16 protein-coding genes are annotated in these 21,284 nt (G+C 41.8%); 2 read left to right on the top strand and 14 right to left on the bottom strand.

Annotated features, from left to right (window positions below; genetic code table 11):
• Positions 1–9 precede the first annotated feature (9 nt).
• Both AC570I_RS15375 and katG read right to left on the bottom strand, forming a co-directional pair.
• Positions 10–885, bottom strand: a complete 876-nt coding sequence (locus AC570I_RS15375) for a Cof-type HAD-IIB family hydrolase (RefSeq protein ID WP_497406149.1) — start codon at positions 883–885, stop codon at positions 10–12.
• 324 nt (positions 886–1,209) lie between these two features.
• Positions 1,210–3,477, bottom strand: a complete 2,268-nt coding sequence (gene katG / locus AC570I_RS15370; protein WP_497406148.1) for a catalase/peroxidase HPI — start codon at positions 3,475–3,477, stop codon at positions 1,210–1,212.
• Positions 3,478–4,061: 584 nt separating this feature from the next.
• Between katG and AC570I_RS15365 the strand changes: the two genes are divergently transcribed.
• Positions 4,062–4,403, top strand: a complete 342-nt coding sequence (locus AC570I_RS15365; protein ID WP_047800732.1) for a hypothetical protein — start codon at positions 4,062–4,064, stop codon at positions 4,401–4,403.
• Here the strand turns inward: AC570I_RS15365 and AC570I_RS15360 are convergent.
• The 10 genes from AC570I_RS15360 to AC570I_RS15315 form a co-directional block, all read right to left on the bottom strand.
• The gene (locus AC570I_RS15360; protein WP_497406147.1) at positions 4,400–6,508 is read right to left on the bottom strand and encodes an FUSC family protein; all 2,109 of its coding nucleotides are present in this window, start codon (positions 6,506–6,508) and stop codon (positions 4,400–4,402) included. The two genes, AC570I_RS15365 and AC570I_RS15360, sit on opposite strands and share 4 nt — an antisense overlap.
• Positions 6,509–6,675: 167 nt before the next feature.
• On the bottom strand, positions 6,676–8,970 hold the full coding sequence (locus AC570I_RS15355; protein ID WP_497406146.1) for a S9 family peptidase: 2,295 nt from the start codon (positions 8,968–8,970) through the stop codon (positions 6,676–6,678).
• A gap of 54 nt (positions 8,971–9,024) precedes the next feature.
• Positions 9,025–10,455 (bottom strand): APC family permease, encoded by a 1,431-nt coding sequence (locus tag AC570I_RS15350; protein WP_497406145.1) that lies wholly within the window; start codon positions 10,453–10,455, stop codon positions 9,025–9,027.
• A 123-nt stretch (positions 10,456–10,578) separates the two neighbouring features.
• Positions 10,579–11,481, bottom strand: a complete 903-nt coding sequence (locus tag AC570I_RS15345; RefSeq protein ID WP_497406144.1) for an AraC family transcriptional regulator — start codon at positions 11,479–11,481, stop codon at positions 10,579–10,581.
• 210 nt (positions 11,482–11,691) lie between these two features.
• Positions 11,692–12,933 (bottom strand): NAD(P)/FAD-dependent oxidoreductase, encoded by a 1,242-nt coding sequence (locus tag AC570I_RS15340; RefSeq protein ID WP_497406143.1) that lies wholly within the window; start codon positions 12,931–12,933, stop codon positions 11,692–11,694.
• A gap of 65 nt (positions 12,934–12,998) precedes the next feature.
• A complete protein-coding gene (locus AC570I_RS15335) occupies positions 12,999–14,000 on the bottom strand; it encodes a 4-hydroxyproline epimerase (RefSeq protein ID WP_497406142.1) in 1,002 nt (333 codons plus the stop codon).
• Entirely contained in the window at positions 13,993–15,579 is a 1,587-nt protein-coding gene (locus AC570I_RS15330; RefSeq protein ID WP_497406141.1) for an aldehyde dehydrogenase (NADP(+)), read from the bottom strand. The genes AC570I_RS15335 and AC570I_RS15330 overlap by 8 nt, the downstream gene beginning before the upstream one ends.
• A gap of 14 nt (positions 15,580–15,593) precedes the next feature.
• On the bottom strand, positions 15,594–16,511 hold the full coding sequence (locus tag AC570I_RS15325) for a dihydrodipicolinate synthase family protein (RefSeq protein ID WP_497406140.1): 918 nt from the start codon (positions 16,509–16,511) through the stop codon (positions 15,594–15,596).
• 206 nt (positions 16,512–16,717) lie between these two features.
• Complete coding sequence (locus tag AC570I_RS15320; protein WP_497406139.1) at positions 16,718–18,394, bottom strand: M1 family metallopeptidase; 1,677 nt, start codon at positions 18,392–18,394, stop codon at positions 16,718–16,720.
• A 5-nt stretch (positions 18,395–18,399) separates the two neighbouring features.
• On the bottom strand, positions 18,400–19,800 hold the full coding sequence (locus tag AC570I_RS15315) for an aminopeptidase P family protein (RefSeq protein ID WP_497406138.1): 1,401 nt from the start codon (positions 19,798–19,800) through the stop codon (positions 18,400–18,402).
• Positions 19,801–20,044: 244 nt separating this feature from the next.
• Between AC570I_RS15315 and AC570I_RS15310 the strand changes: the two genes are divergently transcribed.
• Positions 20,045–20,221 (top strand): hypothetical protein, encoded by a 177-nt coding sequence (locus AC570I_RS15310; protein WP_156166779.1) that lies wholly within the window; start codon positions 20,045–20,047, stop codon positions 20,219–20,221.
• A 41-nt stretch (positions 20,222–20,262) separates the two neighbouring features.
• Here the strand turns inward: AC570I_RS15310 and AC570I_RS15305 are convergent, their stop codons facing one another.
• Positions 20,263–20,910: a response regulator gene (locus AC570I_RS15305; protein WP_047800743.1), complete on the bottom strand. Its 648-nt coding sequence runs from the start codon at positions 20,908–20,910 to the stop codon at positions 20,263–20,265.
• A 113-nt stretch (positions 20,911–21,023) separates the two neighbouring features.
• Positions 21,024–21,284 (bottom strand): type IX secretion system membrane protein PorP/SprF (locus AC570I_RS15300; protein ID WP_497406137.1); only part of this gene is annotated, 261 nt, incomplete at its 5' end.

Here is a 21,284-nt window from a genome sequence, read left to right as displayed (position 1 = left end):
AGAATAGGATCATGATGACAAACTCGCCTTTGTTTTTAAAGTTGGACAGTCAGCCACATCTTCCAATACGCCAAAATGTACCAATGCCTTCAAGATACCATCATCGTCTACATCAGCAGTGGTATAGTCGGCTATGGCTTTAACGCCTGCATTGGCATCGCCCATGGCTACTCCAATGGCAGTATGCGTAAGCATGGCAATATCATTACCCCCATCGCCAAAGGCCATTGTTTGAGAAGGTTGAATATCGAAATGCTTACAGAAAATTTCGATGCCCACATATTTATTTAATCCGCCGGCATTTACGTCAGCAAAAAGTGGTGTCCACCTGCTTGCTACGCAGTTGGGCATCACGTTTTCCATAAACAGAACTTCCTCTTCCGGGTTCATAAAAACATTTGCCTGTAACACATTTCCAAAATCCACGTTTTCAGGATCCAATAGCGGAGGTAAAGGCAGGTTGATATGATCATGCATTTGTTTCACCATATCGGTAATCGTATGCACGAATACGCCATCATGATACATCAATGCGAAATTCATATTGTATTTTTTCTGATAATCCACCAGTGCTTTTATGTCTTCTGCATGCATGGGTTGTTTGTGCAAAATCTCTCCATCGGTTGTGGCGCAAAGCCCACCGTTAAAACAGATGAAGCCATCAAAAGACAACTCGTTTAATACTTCCAGGGCCTGAATGGAACGCCCGGTGGCTACGATTACTTTAATGCCTTTGTTGCGGAGTGCATCAAGTGCCCTCTTAGTAGAAACGGGTATTTGGTTGGTTTTGAAACTGACTAATGTGCCATCCACATCAAAAAATACAGCTTTGATGTCTGGTTTGATATTTCTATGGTTGATTTGTTCGTTGCTATTATTATTCATGTTCTGGCTTCCCGATGATATACTAATGATCGTAATTAAAATTGCGAAATGGTTGAGATAAGTTGTAACTGATCAAAATGATCGGTTTTGTGCATTCCGGCACGACTAATGCAAAAATAAATCATCTCCGGTAAATAATATCATAGTACTGCAAGAAATGGTGAACTTGATCAAAAAACTGGGTTATCACGATTACAATCTTATACTAACGTATGATTATAGTACTATATCCTACCATATGCAGATAAGGACTTATGACTGATCAAACAAAATGGCCGTCCGATAGAAATCAGACGGCCATCTCGACATTTAAATCACTTCAACTTATACCAGATCGAAACGATCAGCATTCATAATCTTGTTCCAGGCTTTTACAAAATCCTTCACAAATTTATCGTTTGCATCAGCGCTTCCATACACCTCGGCAATAGCCCTTAATTCTGCGTTTGAGCCAATAGCCAGATCAGCACGGGTGGCAGTCCATTTTGGTTGACCTGTGGCACGGTTAGTACCCAGGTAAACTTCTTTGTCATCCGACGTAGCTTTCCAGGCTACGTTCATATCCAGTAAATTTACAAAGAAATCGTTCGATAACTGCTGAGGGCGTTCAGTAAACACGCCGTTTTTCGAACCGTCAGCATTGATATCCAGCACTCTCAATCCACCTAGCAACACGGTAAGTTCAGGTGCAGTAAGGTTGAGTAGCTGAGCCCTGTCGATCAACAATTCTTCTGTAGACACGCCAAATTTCGATTTGCGGTAGTTACGGAAACCGTCAGCCAGTGGCTCCAGGTAGCCGAATGATTCTACATCGGTTTGTTCTTGGGAAGCATCCATACGACCTGGATAAAATGGCACTTGAGTTGCACTTCCTGTTGATTTTTCGATAGCGGCATTACCAGCCAGTACAATTAAATCGGCAAGGGAAACTTTTTTCCCATCAAACTGCGCAGCATTGAATTCGTTCTGAATACCTTCAAGTACGTTTAATACTTTGCTTAACTGTGCAGGCTGATTCACCTCCCAGTCTTTTTGAGGAGCCAGACGGATCCGTGCACCATTTGCACCACCACGTTTATCTGATCCACGGAAAGTGGAAGCCGAAGCCCAGGCGGTGGAAACCAGTTCAGATACCGTTAATCCAGAATCCAAGATTTTACCTTTTAAAGCAGCGATATCATTATCATCAATTAAGGTATGGTCGACGGCAGGTATCGGATCTTGCCAGAGTAATTCTTCCTGTGGTACATCCGGACCTAAATAACGGTCTTTTGGTCCCATATCACGGTGTGTTAATTTATACCAAGCACGTGCAAAAGCATCAGCAAAGGCATCTGGATTTTCAAGGAACCCTCTTGAAATCTTTTCATAAGCCGGATCGAACCTTAAAGCCAAATCCGTTGTCAGCATGGTTGGAAGATGCTTCTTAGCGCTATCGTAAGCATCAGGAATAATCGCTTCCGCATTTTTGGCTACCCATTGGTGTGCACCTGCAGGGCTTTTGGTCAGTTCCCAATCGTATTTGAACAGGTTTTCAAAAAAGTTATTGCTCCATTTGGTTGGCGTGGTTGTCCAGGTCACTTCTAAACCGCTGGTAATGGTATCTGCACCTTTACCCGAACCATAGCTGTTGCTCCAGCCAAATCCCTGACTCTCTATACCCGCTGCTTCAGGTTCTTTACCTACATGATCTGCCGAAGCGGCACCATGTGTTTTACCAAAGGTATGGCCTCCTGCAATAAGTGCTACCGTTTCCTCGTCGTTCATCGCCATGCGACCAAAAGTATCGCGGATATCTTTAGCTGAAAGAAGCGGATCAGGATTACCATCCGGTCCTTCAGGATTTACATAAATTAAACCCATTTGCACCGCTGCCAGTGGTTTCTCCAGATTGCGGGTATGCACATCGCCATCGGCATCATCATCACTCACTAATACACCGTGATCTTTGTGCGCACCATCAGAGCCGTGTGCATAGCGTAAATCACCACCTAACCAGGTTTTCTCGGCACCCCAATATACTGATTCGTCCGCTTCCCATAAATCCTCCCTGCCACCTGCAAAGCCAAAGGTTTTAAAGCCCATCGACTCTAGTGCGATATTTCCGGTAAGGATAATCAAATCCGCCCAAGAAATTTTACGCCCGTATTTTTGTTTTATAGGCCACAACAATCTTCGGGCCTTGTCTAAACTCACGTTATCTGGCCAGCTGTTCAATGGCGCAAAACGTTGTAATCCTGCACCCGCACCACCACGGCCGTCTCCGACACGATAAGTACCTGCACTGTGCCAGGCCATACGGATAAACAAACCACCATAGTGTCCGAAATCTGCTGGCCACCAGTCTTGTGAATCCGTCATCAATGCATGCAGATCGCTTTTCACCGCTTCAAGATCAAGGCTTTTAAATGCCTCAGCATAACTAAAATCTTCACCCATAGGATCAGATAAAGAAGAATGCTGGCGAAGAATATTAAGTTTCAATTGATTTGGCCACCAGTCGTGATTGCGGGTACCCCCACCGCCAACGTTGGTTTTCATAGCGCCATTGTGAAATGGGCATTTGCTGATGTCGTTTGATCCGTTGTCCATGTTTTATTTTTATGTTCTGTTAGATGAATACTAATTTAAGCTTTAAGTTTAAATATTGAGATAAAATTAAAACATTGATTCAACCAATCACAATCATTTAATTCTATGATATGATAGGTAAAATCTATTAAGAAGCTTCACATGCGCTTTTATCCCGCAGTCGCTGCCCTATTTAAACGTTATAGTTACTAAAGGCAGGAATATCTACATAGCTGCTTAGGGAACCAGGCAATGTTTGGACGCCCATAGAATTAAGAGCATATCTGATATAAAAAAATAAAGAGCGAACAATAATGCCGCTCTTTACCTTGGTTTACAATTTAATGTCCCTAATAAACTGTATACCAATCCAACTTATATTCAAGAGGATAGACAAGAACTCATGAATTAAAATCAAAAATAAGTACCTGCTGTTTAAGTTGTCAAACAATCTGACATTAAGATTTGACAATTATCAATATGAATAAATAAAGGAGTTGTGATGTCTTACAAAACAACGTCCGCTAATCGTGATGAGTGATCTATCTTAATAAATCTTTCAGATTAACCTTGCATTTGGCTAAGGTACTTGGTATTTTTGCGTCATGTCGCCTACTTTTAAGATCCTATATCTTTTCGAGAGTTCAACCTTATTTATTGTAGAAGTTAAACGTCTGGATTTACCTGATAGTGCTGATTTATCAGACCTTTATCAATGGCTATATCTCGACCGTCAAAATGGTGCATTTATAAAACTCTGGTTCAATTCAATGGATTCATCTCCAGCTGTTGAAGAGCGTTATTTTGAGCAAGGCTATTTGAAATTCAATGAAGGTCAGGCCACATTTATTGAAAAGTACAATTCTGCGCAGCATACTTTGATTAACAAAACTAAGAATAAACCTGATCCTAACTTCTTGGCGCTGCTGGAAGACTACTTTAGTTAAACCTGGTTTTTTGCTGTTTTGAAACTGGCCATGTGATGAGACAGGCTTTCGGTCAGCTTCATAATCTCATTCAGTTTGTGGGTTACACTGCTTACTCCATCGCTGCTTAGTTGGTAGCTGAAAACCGGTTGGCTACTGGTGGCTAAAGTCTGATCATCGCGTATTGCTAAAATTTTTCCAAACAGGTTGTTTACCTGATCCAGCTGTGGGTGGACTTTAGCTTCTTCGCTGCTGAGGAAAATCGAAGTAGTTAAGGCCCCTATCTGATAAATGTTAAACTGTATAGCATTTAACGAAGAAAAATCAATCGAATGGCTGATGGGTTCAAGTTTTGCAGCCCCAATGGCATCAGATAGCTCAACTAGCGTTAAATGTGCATTTTTGCGAGCCATTCTGGACTGTGTTGGATCCACGATTGCGGCACTGGCTTTATATACTGCCACGTTTAAATAATTTTGCGTTGCCTGAACCGCATGAGATATGTAGTACTGCAGTTTGCGGCTATCCCATACTGGAAACAAATAACTGGCAAAAACTGCAATGGCACAGCCAATGATCGTATAGATAATTCTTTCCTGGATAATATGGTCAAAATGCCCATGATAACTTCCTAAAGTTAAAATTACCGCAGCGGTGATAAATCCCACACACAGCGCATAGTTTAGGCGGTTAAAAGCATAAAATCCAAGCAAGAAAATCACTGATAAGCTTAATAGAACTACAGGCGATTTGATGAGGTAAACCACAATCAAACCTAAAACTACCCCCGGCAAAGTACCAAGTACCCTTTGTATATTCCTTTTCCAGGTGAGTGAAAATCTGGGGCGGGATACGATTAGGAGGGTGAGAAAAACCCAGTAACTGTATTTACTGGGCTCAAAAAATGATAACAGGATATAAGCAAAAAGAAAGGAAAATGCCAGGCGCAGGGAAAACCTGAATATTGGTGAAGAAAACGTAAGTTGTTGGAACAGGGCTGTATTCTCCGGGCTTACAAACAACGGATAGGCAATTTCATCTTCCAATGCTTTGGGAGTGTCATTAGAGACTACAGGTTCGGTTCTCATTTTGCTGATTAACGATGTGATTTCATCTGCGTTTGATACAATCCTCGAAATGATATTTTGCTGTGCGGAGGTCAAGCCCGCCAGGTTATTGAGAAGCATTTCTTTACACTGTCGGTAATTAATCATCTCATTCGCTAGTGCCCCTTGCCTTGATTTACGGAAATCTCTGCTCAGCAATTCAAGCTCCTTAGCCAGCCCCTCAATCAGTTGCTCAATTAAAGGCAGGCGGTTCGTACCCGACAACGCTTCGCGCACATACTCATAGTCATAATGTACCGCACTAAGTTGCTCATATAGGTCGATCACCAGCCTTGCTTTATTTATTAAAACCTGTCCACGGCGATTTTCCGGGTTCATGGCATGAGTATCAGTAAGCAGCAACTGCCTGATTAATTCATGGCGTTGATTCACGCGAATATGCAGTCTGATTGAGGAGGATTGCAGACTCTCTAATGGGATTTCGGGATTATAGTGTTCAGCTTTCGACCTTAAGAAGGCGGCGCTGCTGATTAAACACTCGAAAATTGCGTGATGCAGTGAGCGGTAGGGCCTCAAAAGTACCTGAACCAAACTCAGCGCATAATACCAGCATCCACCGATCAGCACATAGCAACTGAACTGAAAAGGATGACTGGGATGTAGCCCTACCACAAAGGTACTGAGCGCAAGTGTCATGGTTCCGATTAAACCCATTCTGTTACCCAGGCCCATAAACATGGAAAAGATAAAGGATAAACAAATTAGCACTGCAGCAGCAAGGAGTGGATAGGGCAAACTTGCACTGACGATTAGTGAAGCAAAGAAAAACAATATGATGCTATATATTGCAGCCCTAAGTTTATTTGCCCTGTGGTCGGGCAAATCAGTTAAACTGATGAGTAATGCACCTACACCAATCCCGGTAGCAGTTTCGGGTTTACCTAACCAGAAGAATAAGGCAACAGGCAACACTACAGAAAGCGTATTGCGAACTGCATCTGAAAAATACTCACCCAGGAAGAAAATTGAGATATGTGTACGGAAGGTTGATTTACCCATATTTTATAACCGATTAATATGGATTAACCAAATTAAACGCGGGCAAAGGTACAGTTTTCAATGGGAAAGATCACAGGGACATCTTAATTTATGCGTTCCGCTGAGATTTAATGTTTTTGACAACCTTACCGCGATATTGAGCCAAAGGTTGTCAAAAATCTAAAGAATTATTTACTTAAAACGGCATTTGGATTTGGTGGCGTTGCATTTAACAGATGTCGTACAAAAAAATCGCGCTTTCGTCGTCTGCCATACACACCACCATCACTGTGCCCCATGCCGGGAATACTTAAGATATCGAAATCTTTATTGGCTTTTATCAAGGCATCAGCTAGCCGGTAAGTCGATTCTGGTGGCACATTTTCATCCGCCTCACCTACAATTAAAAATAAATTACCTTGTAACTTTGCTGCATTGGTGATATTCGATTGTTCATCATAGTGCTGCCCCACAGGATAGCCCATCCATTGCTCGTTCCACCATTGCTTATCAATTCGGTTATCATGGCAACCACACGCTGATACAGCAGCTTTATAGAACTCGGGGTGAAACAGTAAAGCGCCGGTTGAGTTTTGTCCGCCGGCAGATGTGCCGTAAATCCCTACTCTGCTGATGTCGGCATTTGGATATTTCCTGGCCATGGCCTTAATCCATAAAATACGGTCGGGAAAACCCGCATCGGCAAGATTTTTCCAGCATACATCATGGAAGGCCTTTGAGCGGTTTGCAGTGCCCATGCCATCCATCTGCACAACAATAAAACCCAATTCGGCCATACTTTGCATCTCACTTGCCGGAAGAAAATTCTTTGGAACAAAACTATCCTGAGGACCAGCATAAATATATTCGATTACCGGATAAGTTTTATTTGGATCTAGTTTCGATGGCTGACAAACAATACCCCAGATGTCGGTTATGCCATCACGTGCTTTGGCCACAAAAATTTCAGGCAACTTCACCCCCACTTCCAGGTAAGGATCGACGGAGGCACGTTCAAATTCAGTAACGGTGTGTGTAGTACCCGTAATTTTCAACTTCGATACTGCTGGAATATTTACCTGAGAATAGGTATCAATATAGTATTTCCGATCTGGCGAAAAGGTTAAGCTGTGGTTCCCTTTTTCCGGAGTCAGATTAATGAGGTTTTTTCCGTCAAAACCAATTCTGTAATAGTGTATAAAATATGGATCTTCATCCTTATTCATTCCACTTGCCCGAAACCAGATCTGTCTCTTAGTTACATCAACGCTGTCAATATCCCTCACCACCCAATTGCCTTTGGTGATCAATTGCTGCTTGCCTGTAATGGTATTAACCAGGTACAAATGCTGCCAGCCATCCTGTTCACTGGTGTACAGCATTTCATTGGTTTTTGTCAGGTAACGGGTATAAATTCTATTTTCGTAAATGAAGGTTTTGGCTTTGTCATCAATTACGTTTCTCGTCTTACCCGTTTGCACATCAACTTCTATTACCCTGAAACGCTGATGTCCGCGGTCAGCTTTCTCGAAAGTGTAATACCGGCTATTATTCACACGCCAATGCAGTTCCTGAGGTCCAAAAAAGTCAACAGGATCTGTATCCACTTTTATGGACTTTTTGGCTTCAACATTAAATATGTAGGGCTCATATGATGTAAATTCATCACCTGGTTGCGCATACTCTCTTGATTTAAGCAGACCTCGTGTAGTACCGGCAACGGAACTAAGCACATAATGTACTTTCTTTGTTTCTTTCGGGAAGGTTTTGTAAGCAATGATATTTTTGCCGTCGGGCGACCAGGTATAACTTCCATAAGGGTGTTCGGCATTCCCATCAAAACTCAGCTGTGTTTCTAACCTGGTGGTGACGTCCAATACCAGAATATTTCCGCCGCGGATAATAAGGTCATATTTTCCGTCGGGAGATTTTTTCTGATCCCTCACGCCCTGCCAGCGCGACTTCCGCTGTTGAAGGGGTTTCTTAGCATTATAATTAAATACAACTGTATCATTGGTTTCTTTTATCTGGTAAGTATTAAGATCAAGGGTATACCATTTGTTATCTTTTTTAAGGGTTGCGTTTTGATTTTGCTCCGAAAAGTAAAGCACTTCAAATTGCAGCCTTTCCGGATTTTGCTTCTTACCTGACACGGTTTCCAGGGCAGCGGCCACTTTCCGGTTATCAAAGGCCTCCTGTTTTTTTCCTGAAATGGCGTCAACATACATGTATGTCCAGTTGCGGCTGGGCAGATTTTTCTTATACCAGAATGCAGTGCCGTCCTTCTTCCAGAATGGCGTGATATCGTTATTAGTAGGAAGATTGCGTAGTGCTGTATCTATTTTTGACGCCTGCTGATAATTTAATGCTATGTCTGATGCATCGGGTAAATAAGCCGTTACTTTTTGTTGTGCAATGGCCATGTGGGCGGAAAGCATAGTGAAAAAAGTAAGGAGAAAGCCATTGAGCTTGTTGCAATTCATAGGTTGAAATAATTATTTAAACTAAGGATATAAATTAAAAAAACAGAGAAGACACTATTCAGCATCCACAGCTTCAGGGGTTTCCCTGCTCTTGTTTTTTATCAGGTAATATATCGGAATACCAATCATGGTAATGATTAATCCGGGCCAGGTAAATTTAGGTTTGAAAACAATCAGTAAAATACAAAATGCCAGTCCCATTAAAATATAGATGACAGGCAATACGGGATACCCAATCGCTTTATAAGGGCGTGCGGCATCAGGTCTTTTTTTTCGAAGAATGAAAATCCCAAAAATTGTAAGCATATAAAACATCACCACCACAAATGAAATCATATCCAGTAAATCGCCGTACTTTCCGCTTAAACACCATAAACATGCGAACAAACACTGCACCCATAAACCAAATCCAGGAACCGATTTTTGATTAAGCGTACCTACTTTTTTAAAGAATAACCCGTCCTTCGCCATCGAATAATATACCCTTGCCCCTGCCATGATCAACCCGTTGTTACATCCAAAAGTAGAGACCATAATCATGACCGCAATAATCACTGTTCCTGCGGTGCCGAATATATGATTCGCTGCAGAAACTGCAACCCGATCCTTATCAGCATAGGCAATGTCGTGCAATGAAAGTACCCCCGTATACATGATATTGGTTAACAGATAGAGTATGGTAACGATGATGGTACCGAGCGCCAGACTCAAACCTATGTTCCTCGCCGGGTTTTTGATCTCTCCGGCAATAAAGGTGACGTTATTCCAGGAATCACTGCTAAAGATAGAGCCTACCATGGAGATTGCTATTGCACCCACTGCAGCAATGGCAGAATAGTTAATATCAGTACCGGTTGACGTTAATCCGGTGAGTTTCCAGGCATCTGCCCAGTTATTTCTCCAGATATCTTTGTCCAGGAATAACAGTCCGAAAATGATTAAACCAAAAAGACTTAGTAGTTTGGCTACAGTGAATGTAGTTTGGATGGTTTTACCTCCTTTAACGCCTCTGCTATTGATAAAGGTAAGCAATACAATAACTCCAATTGATAGAAGCTGTGCCGGTGAAACAGATAAAAAACCCAGATCAATGGCAACCAGTTCCTCACTGAATGCGGGTATGAGGTAAGCAGTAAATTTTGCAAAAGCTACACCCACTGCTGCAATAGTTGCTGTTTGAATCACGGTGAAAAAGCTCCATCCATATAAAAAGCTTACCAGTGGATTATAAGCCTCCTTCAGATAAATATATTGCCCTCCTGCTTTAGGATACATGGCACTCAGCTCACCATAGCTTAATGCTGCAGTAAGCGTCATAAATCCGGTGATGAGCCATACCACCATGAGCCAGCCAGCACTGCCTACATTTCGGGTAATATCTGCACTTACAATAAAAATTCCCGAGCCGATCATACTGCCTGCAACCAGCATGGTCGCATCAATAAGTTTAAGTGAGGGTTTGAAATGTTCAGAATTTTTGTTCATAAAGTTGATTAGCAGGATCAGTACATCAGGTCAGTATCCAGACGCCTTTAGTAAAAAAGTTGACAACAGGCTAGCCATCCATTTAAGAAATGGCTTCATTTACTATGTCGAAACTAGTTGAAATTAATTACCTACAAGACTCACTCTGCTCACGTTGTTGTAATTGTCAATGTATGCCCGGGGTGATTGTCCGATGATGCTTTTGAATACCCTGTTAAAATTAGTAATGCTGTTGAAGCCTGCCTTATAGGCTACTCCGGAAATACAGTCTGCTTTTTCGCCGGATATGAGGCTTTTACAGGCATCGTTGATACGAACTTCATTCAGGAACGACACAAAAGTATGACCCGTATGCTTCTTAAAATAACGACAAAATGCCTGAGGTGTCATAAATGCAGCATTGGCCACATCTTCCAGTGAGATCTGGTTGTTGTAATTTTCAGTGATAAAGTTGATGATTTTACTTAACCTCATCCCCTCGTTTTCCGAAACGTTCGATGAATAAAGATCTGAACAGAGGGGTTCAACATTTTCATTCAATTCCTGAAGTCCGTTAACCAGTTTCAAAAAGTTAAACAGCACATCAACGCCCGATGCCCGGTACACGCTAAACATTTTCGCAGCAATTTCCTTGGCCAGTTTTTCGGGAACCTTAAAACCGTGCTTGTTTTTAGTAAGAAAAGCGCTGGCCATTTTCATTTCCGGAAGGGCAAACAAAGCAGCTAATGCACCGCTCGCATTAAAATAAATTGAACAGGCTTTTACAGATTTGTGCTCATCCCCCGAAAAATACTCGGGATTACTCTTAAAAAGGTGGGGAAGTTTGGCTCCGATTAGAAATACATCACCAGAACGGAAGGCATGCATATCATTTCCAGCGATCAAGGTACCTTCTCCCTTTTCAATGTAAGTGATTTGCCACTCATCATGACGGTGCAAATACTGATAAAAATAAGGCAGTTCAATATGTTCTGAAATAACACTCTTATCATCTGGAACGAGCATGGTAAACGGTAGTACTTTCATCTGAGCTTGGTTGGTTTAGGTTTGTTGATTATGGAATGAATTTAAGGATTTTAACTCAAAAACATAAAAAATCAGCTAATAAGGTTAAAATACGGTCAACATATGCTAATATCTTAATGAAATTAACAACTGCACAAGAACTTCAATCCATTCAACTAACTACCTGTCAAACATTTACAGCAAAAAACAACAGTTTTAGTTGTGACATCACTAGCGGGTTACCGCGAAAGCATTCAATGGCATTGATGTTTGAGTTTCCGAAATGATTTCGCTTACCAGTAATCCGGTTGCTGGCCCGAGGCTTAAACCCATCATCCCATGGCCGGTTGCAATGATCAGGTTTTTTTTACGCTCACTTCTTCCAATATAGGGTAAACCATCAGGTGACGATGGACGGAAACCATACCAGATATCTTTCTCATCAGGAAGTATGGGCTTTAAATCAGGAAAATATTTAGGAACAGATTCAACGATTCCCCTTACTCTCTGCATATTTACCCGCGAATTGATCTTGTCGAGTTCCATCGTTCCGCCATAGCGAATACTGCCGTTCATTGGCGTTATGGCTACTCTCGCTTCACAAAGAAGCGCTGGAATAGTTAAGCGGCCTTCAGGCTCAGGCTCCATAAAAGAATAACCTTTCCCGGGCATGAGTGAGATATTTTGTCCAGCCATTTTGGCTACCGCCGGCGACCAGGAACCTGTGGCCACTACAAACTGATCGGCTTCGAAAACTTTTTCACCAGCATACACACGGCTAATCTGATCATTGATCGATTCTATTTTGGTTACTTCCGTGTTTTTAAGAATTTCCACGCCGTTGGTAATTAAATAACTAAGCAACGCGTTCATCAGTTTAGCAGGATAGAGGTGTGCATCGCAACGATAATGCACTGCACCTAAAACATCCAGTGCAAGGTTTGGCTGTAAAACTTTACATTCGCCAGGCGACAATACCGCCATATCTAAACCGAGTGCGATGGCTTTCTCGGCCAGATGTGTTTCTTCTTCTCCTGCCTGATCGGTTTTATAAAATGCCAGAATGCCATTATGGGTGAGTTCAAACTCAAATTCAGGCGTAGCAGCAAGCTCCTCATACATTTTTTTACTCAGTAAAGAAAGATCCCTCAATGGAATCGCAGCTGCGTCAACATGCTTCTGATTTGCATTTTTCATGAACTTCAAACCCCAGTTGATCAAACTGCCATTTAAAGATGGGCGTACGTAAAACGGACTTTTACTGTTAAACATCCAACGAATCCCCTGACTGATCATTCCGGGAGCAGCTAAAGGTACAAAGTGACTTGGCACAATCATCCCTGCATTACCAAAGGAGCAGTTATCAGTAATATCACCCTTATCGAGAACCGTCACTTGATAACCCTTTTTAGTCAGGTAGTAAGCCGAGGTTAATCCTACAATTCCCCCACCTATAATTAAAACTTTTGCCATTGATGTAGTGATACGTAAAAGCCAATGGCGATAAACGGGCCATTGGCAAATGATAAATTAGTTGATTAGATCACCTGGAATCCGAAAGCATACGGATCGTCTTCAGCATCTATTTTTATGGTATTGTAACCATATACCTTTGCCCAACCCTCCACACTGGGTATAATGGCTGTAATGCCATTTAACTCAACCACCTCCTCCACTCTTCCGGTAAACTTACTACCGATGAAACTTTCATGTATAAAATCTTCACCTTGTTTCAACTTACCTTTAGCATGCCATTGTGCCATACGTGCAGATGTACCTGTTCCGCAAGGTGAGCGATCAATGGCTTTATCTCCATAGAAAACAGCATTGCGGGCAGTAGATGTAGGGTCCAGGGTTTTACCGGTCCACAATACGTGGCTGCAGCCATTAATTGTCGGATCGAGCGGATGAATAAAACTGTACTGCTCATTGATTTGTTTACGGATGGTTTGACTCCAGGTAATCAACTGAGCAGCGGTATAATTTTCCAGGCCTGGGAAATTTTCCTGTGGATCAACTATTGCATAGAAATTACCTCCGTAGGCCACATCAAAATTTAACAGCCCCAGATCAGGGCATTCCACTTCAAGGCTTTCTGCGGCCAGGTAGGAAGCCACATTTTTCAGTTTTACCGATTTTACTTTCTTTCCTTCCTGTTTATACTCAATGTGAACTAAACCCGCCGGCGCTTCCATACGAATAACACCAGGAATGCGGGGCTGGATAAGTCCTTCTTCTATCGCAATCGTAATCGTGCCGATGGTTCCATGTCCGCACATAGGTAAACAACCACTTGTTTCAATAAACAATACTGCTACATCATTTTGAGGATCGTGAGGTGGGTATAGAATACTTCCCGACATCATATCATGACCACGTGGTTCAAACATTAAGCCCGTTCTGATCCAGTCGTACTCTTTTAAAAAATGCTGGCGCTTTTCGCTCATATTAGAGCCATTAAGCTGAGGGCCACCACCTGCAACCAGTCTTACCGGATTACCGCAGGTATGGGCGTCGACGCAAAAGAAAGTTTTACTCATCTGGGAGGATTATTTTCTGATCAACTGTTCTGTAAATACCAAGTGGATTACCGTCCTTCAACTCATCGGGCAATAAATCCTGATCCCAGTCCTGGTAAGCCAGGGGCCTTACGAAACGATAAACCGCAGTTGACCCTACTGAAGTAAAGCGGCTGTCGTTTGTGGCCGGGAACGGACCTCCATGCTGCATGGCTGCACAAACTTCCACTCCGGTTGGAACCCCGTTCAATATAATACGGCCGGTCTTTTCGGTCAATATATGAATGAGATCTTTATAGTCTGATAGCTCCTGATCCGCGGCCATTACTGTTGCCGTAAGCTGCCCCTCAAGTGCAGCAACAACCTCCGAAAGTTGTGCCACATCATCGGCCACAACCAATAACGAATAGGGACCGAAAATTTCCTCTCTGAGCCTCGGATTGTTAATAAAATCCTTTCCTTTCACCTGTGCCACTCTGGCTTCTGATTGATTTTTAAGCGACTCATTTTTAATGCCTGATACTGCCAGGATTTCAACTCCGGTTTCGCCAGCCACTTCTTCTGAAAGCTTGCTGTAATTTGCTGCAATGCCCGGAGTGAGCATCGTTGCAGAAGGGATCAATTCGATTGCTGAAGCCATAACAGATTTGAACTTTTCAAGCCCGGGCGATTGAATAGCCAGCATAAGTCCGGGATTGGTACAAAACTGACCCGCTCCAAGTGTAATGGATGCTGCATATTTTTTAGCCAGTTCTTCCGCCTGATGCTCAATTGCCTTTGGTAAAAAGATCACCGGATTGATACTACCCATCTCTGCAAAAACAGGTATAGGTTGTGCTCTATCCTGTGCCAGCTTAACCAACGACATACCACCTTTAAACGAACCTGTAAAGGTTACTGCTTTTGTTAAGGGATGTTTAACCAAAGCTTCACCTATCTGATATCCATCATCATACAACATAGAAAATACCCCTTTCGGCATTCCGGTTTTTTCCACTGCCCTGCTTATTGCTCCGGCAACCATCGCACTTGTACCGTAATGTGCCGGATGGGCTTTAACAACAACCGGACAACCCGATGCCAAAGCGGAAGCGGTATCACCACCAGCTACAGAAAACGCCAGGGGGAAATTACTTGCGCCGAAAACAACCACAGGCCCAATAGGAATAAGCATTCTCCTGATGTCCGGTTTTGGTAGCGGCAGCCTGTTGGCTTGACCATGATCGATGATCGCGTTTACCCATGAACCTTCCGATACCAGATTGGCAAACAACCTGAGCTGCCCCGTTGTACGGCCAATCTCCCCTTGTAATCGTGCCAGAGGTAAACCACTTTCAGCCGAAGCCCTGGCTACCAGTGGATCGCCTAATAGCGCAATCTCATCGGCAATGGCGGTTAAAAACAACGCTTTTTTATCTTTATGGATGTTTCGGTAAACCTTAAATGCAGATGTTGCAGCTTCGAGGGCTTCATCCACCAAAGTTTCGTTGGCTTTCGAAAAGGTACCTTCAAGCACCGATCCCGTAGCAGCGTCAAGTGCCTGAAGATTCTTTTCAGCAACATCAACATATTCCGCTGCTACTATATTTTTTCCGTTCATATTTGGCTTTTAAACTATTTACCCCAGCTACCAGCAGGCAATTGAGGACGAACAGCCACTGCATCGTTGATAATTTTCATCACTTTTTCACGCTCTGCACCCTCTACTGCTAAACGTGGCGCGCGGACGGTTTCTGTTCCTAAACCAGTTGCCTTTTCAGCCATTTTAATGTACTGCACTAATTTCGGGTGTATGTCAAGCTCAAGTACCGGAAGGAACCAACGGTAAATAGTTAAGGCTTCAGCAATGCGGTTTTGTTTAACCAGCCTGAATATGGCGACTGTTTCTTTTGGAAAGGCATCTACAAGACCAGCAACCCAACCATCTGCTCCCATCACAATGCTTTCCATAGCAAGCGGATCTACACCGGTAAAAATCTTGAAACGATCGCCGAAACGATTAATCAAACGGGTTACATTCGATACATCTCTGGTCGACTCTTTAATCGCCTGGATGTTATCATATTTGGTTAACACCTCAAACATATCAAGTGTAACTTCAATTTTATAATCTACAGGGTTGTTGTAAATCATGATCGGCAAAGATGTGCTTTCGGCAATGGCGCCGAAAAATGCAAGCGTTTCATCTGCCGCAGCATTATAACGCATTGGCGGAAGTAACATCAAACCGTTAGCACCAAGCGACTCTGCTCTCTGTGCCACTTCAATACCTTTTTTTGTAGTCGATTCCGCTATATTTAATAGAACAGGAACCCTTCCAGCAACAACTTCCAGAGTGTGCGACAAAAGACTGAATTTTTCATCTTCGGTTAAAACGCTTGCTTCACCAAGTGAACCGCCAAGAATAATTCCCTCGGCTCCTGCCTCAAGCTGCGCTTCAATATTTAAGTCGAATGTTTCGAAATCCAACTCATCATTTGCTGTAAATTTAGTGGTAACAGCAGGAAAAACCCCAGTCCATTTTATACTCATGGTATATTATATAATTGATTTAGTTTAAAATTCTAATCTGTGGAGATGACTCATTCAATTTTGGCAATTACCTTTTATAATAATTGATGTGATTGATTTAATATCAAAGTTAAAGGATCAGCTTTCCAGAATATTATAGGATTTTAACCAATATCAACTATAAATACGCCAGTTAAAACTAATATATAAGAGGTTTTTAGAAACCATTATTTAGCTGGTTTTACCTGTACGTAATACATGAATTCGATGGCTTCTTTATTGAATAATTTTTGCTGATCACCAGTAATAGCTGCCTGTTTCCATTTTGTTGACGGATTGATCTTAAGTGTTTTAACACCATCCGTTTTCAATACCAGCGGAAGATTAAAACCTTCAACACAATGGGTGTATCTGAAAAACACTTTCCCATCTTTCAGGTAAAACTCAAAATTGGGTATTTGAACAGTTCTAAGGTATTGATTAAACACAGGGGAATAGTTGAATCCTGTTTTTTTCGAAATGAAGTTTTCTATTTGTTGGGTAGTTACCGTTTTATGGTAAAAGGTTGAATTCAATCCCCTTAATACTGATCTGAATAATTCATCATTATTCAGGCCATGCCGGATAGATTGCAACATGTTCCCACCTTTGGGATACATATCTCCACTGCCTTGTGCATTAACACCATAAGCCGGAATAATCGTTTTATCATTTCGAATGCCTTTACGGATACCAAAATTATATTCATTCCCAGCCTGCTCACCAAAAGTATAATCTACAAATAAGGTTTCACTATAATTAGTAAAGCCCTCATGGACCCACATATCCGCAAGGTCGTTTGTGGTAATATTATTCCCGAACCATTCATGCCCGCTTTCGTGTATGATAATAAAATCCCACTTCATACCCCATCCGTAGCCAGATGCATCCCTGCCGCGGTAACCAAATTTATAACCGTTCCCGTAAGAAACAGCTGATTGGTGTTCCATACCTGTATGCGAAGCATCAATCAGCTGGTAACCATCTTCGTAAAAAGGATAAGGTCCAAACCAATGCTCCAGCGCTTTCATCATTTTATGCACCTGATCCGGCATATAGGATTTAGCTTTAGGATAGTTATAATCCAGCACCCAGTAGTTAATGTCTAAAGGTCCTTTCTCTCCCGGATATACCTCGTTAAAATTAACATATTTTCCAATGTATGGAATCAGACAATAGTTACTGATGGGGTCAATTACGTTGTATTGATAGGTTGTTGTTCCATCCGGGTTGGCTTTTTTATATCGCAGCCTCCCGTTGGCTATGGCCACCAAACTATCAGGAACTGTCATTGTAAGCGAGGCACCTTTGTCGGGTTCATCACTTTGATGATCTTTATTTGGGTACCAGACCGAGGCACCCAATCCCTGACAAGCAACTGTCATCCATGGCCGGCCAAGTGAATCGGTTGTAAAAATAAAACCCCCATCCCATGGCGCACGGATAGCCTGATGAACTTTTCCATGGTAAAAGATATGAATGTTGTTTGTAGTGGAGAGTTTCTGAGCGGGAACGTTGATGTACCACACGGAACCTGCATGTTCAAATCTTAATTTGGATGCACCGTTGTAGAGTACACTATCAATAACTAAGGGCTGTTGCAAATCAATCTGCATACGTGTGGCCCCGCTATTTTGCCGAACCACTTTGTACACAATCTTGTTATCGCCAGCAATGCTCTTATCATTGTAATCGGGTTTAACACTCAGTTCGTAACGCTGCACATCCCACCAGCTACGTTCGGCATTTAAACTCCCGCGAAGTGTATCTGCTAAAGTATAGGCTGGTTTCTGGTTTTGCGCCAAAAGTTTTGCTGCTGAAATCAGCAGCAAAAGCGTTAAAAATGTCGTGTTAAGTATTTTCATGTTTTCTAATAAGCCTGACTTCTTATAGCTTCAATCTCTTTTGTGGTGATGGCGAGATGTTTACCTAACATCCTGCTTGAATCTTCAGTGATCAGAAAATCGTCTTCGACCCTGATACCTGAAAAATCCCTGAATTTCTCCAGTCTATCGTAATTGATAAATTCTGTAAACTTATTTTCAGCTTTCCAGCGGTCAATTAATTCAGGAATGATATAAACTCCAGGCTCAACGGTTAAAACGTATCCGGTTTCCAGTGCTTTACCTAATCTTAAAGATTTTAATCCAAACTGACTTGTATTTTTAAGGAGTTCATCGGTATAACCTACATACTGTTCACCCATATCTTCCATATCATGCACATCCAGCCCCATCATATGCCCTGTTCCGCATTGAAAAAACATGGCATGAGCACCCTGCGCCACAGCATCTTCAATATTGCCTTTCATTAAACCGAGATCTTTTAGTCCCTGAGCAAGCGTTTTGCAAGATGTTAAATGAACATCAAGGTAGCGGACACCGGGAGCAAGTAGGTTTTTGGCATTTGTATAGGCCTCCAGAACAATGTCATAAACATCTTTTTGATCCGAGGTAAATTGCTTGCCAACCGGAAATGTGCGCGTTAAGTCGCCCGCGTAACCCATAGCGGTTTCAACACCAGAATCATTCAGTACCATTTGCCCTTCGCTGAGCTGGTTCCCGTAATAATGATTGTGCAAAATTTCTCCTCTTACAGTCAGTATGGCGGGGTAAGCCAGGTTACCTCCTGATGATAGAGCGGCCTCCTGTATTTTCGCGGCAAGTTCCCGCTCGTACATCCCTGGTCTGGCCGTTTTCATGATCATCAAATGCATATCTGCAGACAATGATGCTGCCTGGTCTAACTCAGTAATCTCTTCAGCCGATTTTATAGATCTTTGTGCGACAACAGCTTTAATAAAAGCTATAGATGCAGCGTCTTTCACTTGATTAATGGATAAATTTAACCAGCTCGCCAGCTTGATTTTATTTTCCGGTCTGTATGGCGGTAAGAAGTGTATTATATGATGTTTCTTCTGATACTGTGTCAGGTAGGCACCCAGGTTTTCCAAGGGCAATACCTGTTTTAATCCGGCATCCTCACTTTTCTCTTTAAGTGTTTTTTGGCGGCCCATCCATACAATGTCATCAATACCCATTTCATCGCCAAATAGAATGGTCTCATCGCCATCTAAATCAATTATTGCCGCCAAAGCAGGCTCACTTATACCAAAATAATAAAGAAAAGTACTGTCTTGCCTGAAGTGGTAAGTATTATCTTTATAATTCATCGGGCTATCTTCATTTCCAAGAAAAAGTAAGATTCCGGAATTTATCTTTGACTTTAAAGCTGCTCTGCGCTGAATGTAAACTTGTTTATCAAACATCATTTTTTGTGTTAGGCAAATATCCTGATTGCAACCATTAAGTTTGACTCAAAACCGTCAATGGCTAATATATGATAAGTATTTGCGAATTAAAGGTTATCGTAAGGGTATAAAAATCGCAATTTATTTATGGTTGGACTACAGTTTATTGTAAAAATCAATCCACACATTCGCAGTCCGTTAAGTATTGCGATTTAATTCAAACCATCTTAGGCGGCTATATGTTATCATATAAAACGATAACGTTATGGCAACTAAGGAAAAAGAAAATACAGAAGGAAAAACGAGTGGCACATCCAAAGAAAAAGCTTCTTTCGACCAAAATGGAAAAGGGGCCTCGGAAAAGTATGGTCAGGCAGGCTCTACTCCAAATGAATCAGGAGAAGAAAACGGACCTGGGACAAAACATCAGGATAAAAAGTAAAACATAGGAATTCAAAAGATAAAAAGAGTATAGTACTCTTTTTATCTTTCGTAGATACTCATTTTTTCGGCTAATTCAATTATACTTTTAATTTTCAGTTTTTGGAACAATCGAAGCTTATATGTACTGACTGTTCCCATTTGCAGGTTAAGTTGATTGGAAATTTCCAATACCCCGATTCCTTTTGTCAGCAACTCAGCTACCTCCAGCTCTCTTGAAGAAAGCTTCGTAAATGGATTATCGGCGTCATTACCCAAAATACTGTTAAACATATTTTCCTTTACGTTTCTGCTCGAGTACCTGCTTCCCGCAAGTATTGTGGTAATCGCCGTAACAATTTCCGACTCCTCTGCATTTTTTGTGAGGTACCCTGATGCGCCGGATTTAAGGTAAGGTACAGCATAAATATTTTCATTAAGTGAAGAAAATACAAGAATCCTCGCATTTGGTTGTACCGCCTTCAATTGATCGATTACTTTGAGGTTATTGCCCCCCGGCAAGTTTACATCAATTACAATCAAGTTAGGAGACTTTTCAGCCTCTAAAAGTGCTTGTTCCATATTTGAGGCATGGAGTATTTGTACACCTGCCCAAAAGTCTGATATCAAACTTTTTAAACCTCTGCGGATAATCTCATGATCATCGGCGATAAGAATTGAAAACGTCGCTACGGCGTTCTTTGCTTTCATTGTATTAGGAATATTTGGCAATTTAGTAAAAAGTTAGTTTATTATACGTAAATGTAGTTTATTTTTTGTCTTATTCTGTAAAGGTTATTATACATATAAAAGATTTTATGCACTTAAAACACTCTTGGTGTTGCCAGTCGGATGTTTGGCTTAATGAATGAATAGGCAATCGAGATCTCATGTGTGCCTCCGCTATAGCCCTGTAATGGACCAATCGAGAAATCATAACCATAACCAATCCTGATTTTTTCTGATGGGAAGATCTGTATCGCTGCAACAGCAGAGTTACGTGGTGTCAGGTCGTTTTGAAGATAGCTCTTGTCGTAGAGTTTTACACCTGTGCGGTATGACCCACCTACCCAGAGAAATTCCTT

This window comes from Pedobacter sp. A2324, assembly GCF_059693705.1.
This window is presented reverse-complemented; position numbering and strand designations above follow the sequence as displayed.

What these genes read in the sequence shown, in the direction of transcription:
- AC570I_RS15355 (WP_497406146.1), bottom strand. Translation starts at nt 8,970, where the DNA reads ATGAATTGCAACAAGCTCAATGGCTTTCTCCTTACTTTTTTCACTATG.
- AC570I_RS15360 (WP_497406147.1), bottom strand. Translation starts at nt 6,508, where the DNA reads ATGGGTAAATCAACCTTCCGTACACATATCTCAATTTTCTTCCTGGGT.
- AC570I_RS15365 (WP_047800732.1), top strand. Translation starts at nt 4,062, where the DNA reads ATGTCGCCTACTTTTAAGATCCTATATCTTTTCGAGAGTTCAACCTTA.
- AC570I_RS15335 (WP_497406142.1), bottom strand. Translation starts at nt 14,000, where the DNA reads ATGAGTAAAACTTTCTTTTGCGTCGACGCCCATACCTGCGGTAATCCG.
- AC570I_RS15305 (WP_047800743.1), bottom strand. Translation starts at nt 20,910, where the DNA reads ATGAAAGCAAAGAACGCCGTAGCGACGTTTTCAATTCTTATCGCCGAT.
- AC570I_RS15340 (WP_497406143.1), bottom strand. Translation starts at nt 12,933, where the DNA reads ATGGCAAAAGTTTTAATTATAGGTGGGGGAATTGTAGGATTAACCTCG.
- AC570I_RS15375 (WP_497406149.1), bottom strand. Translation starts at nt 885, where the DNA reads ATGAATAATAATAGCAACGAACAAATCAACCATAGAAATATCAAACCA.
- AC570I_RS15315 (WP_497406138.1), bottom strand. Translation starts at nt 19,800, where the DNA reads ATGATGTTTGATAAACAAGTTTACATTCAGCGCAGAGCAGCTTTAAAG.
- AC570I_RS15320 (WP_497406139.1), bottom strand. Translation starts at nt 18,394, where the DNA reads ATGAAAATACTTAACACGACATTTTTAACGCTTTTGCTGCTGATTTCA.
- AC570I_RS15345 (WP_497406144.1), bottom strand. Translation starts at nt 11,481, where the DNA reads ATGAAAGTACTACCGTTTACCATGCTCGTTCCAGATGATAAGAGTGTT.
- katG (WP_497406148.1), bottom strand. Translation starts at nt 3,477, where the DNA reads ATGGACAACGGATCAAACGACATCAGCAAATGCCCATTTCACAATGGC.
- AC570I_RS15350 (WP_497406145.1), bottom strand. Translation starts at nt 10,455, where the DNA reads ATGAACAAAAATTCTGAACATTTCAAACCCTCACTTAAACTTATTGAT.
- AC570I_RS15330 (WP_497406141.1), bottom strand. Translation starts at nt 15,579, where the DNA reads ATGAACGGAAAAAATATAGTAGCAGCGGAATATGTTGATGTTGCTGAA.
- AC570I_RS15325 (WP_497406140.1), bottom strand. Translation starts at nt 16,511, where the DNA reads ATGAGTATAAAATGGACTGGGGTTTTTCCTGCTGTTACCACTAAATTT.
- AC570I_RS15310 (WP_156166779.1), top strand. Translation starts at nt 20,045, where the DNA reads ATGGCAACTAAGGAAAAAGAAAATACAGAAGGAAAAACGAGTGGCACA.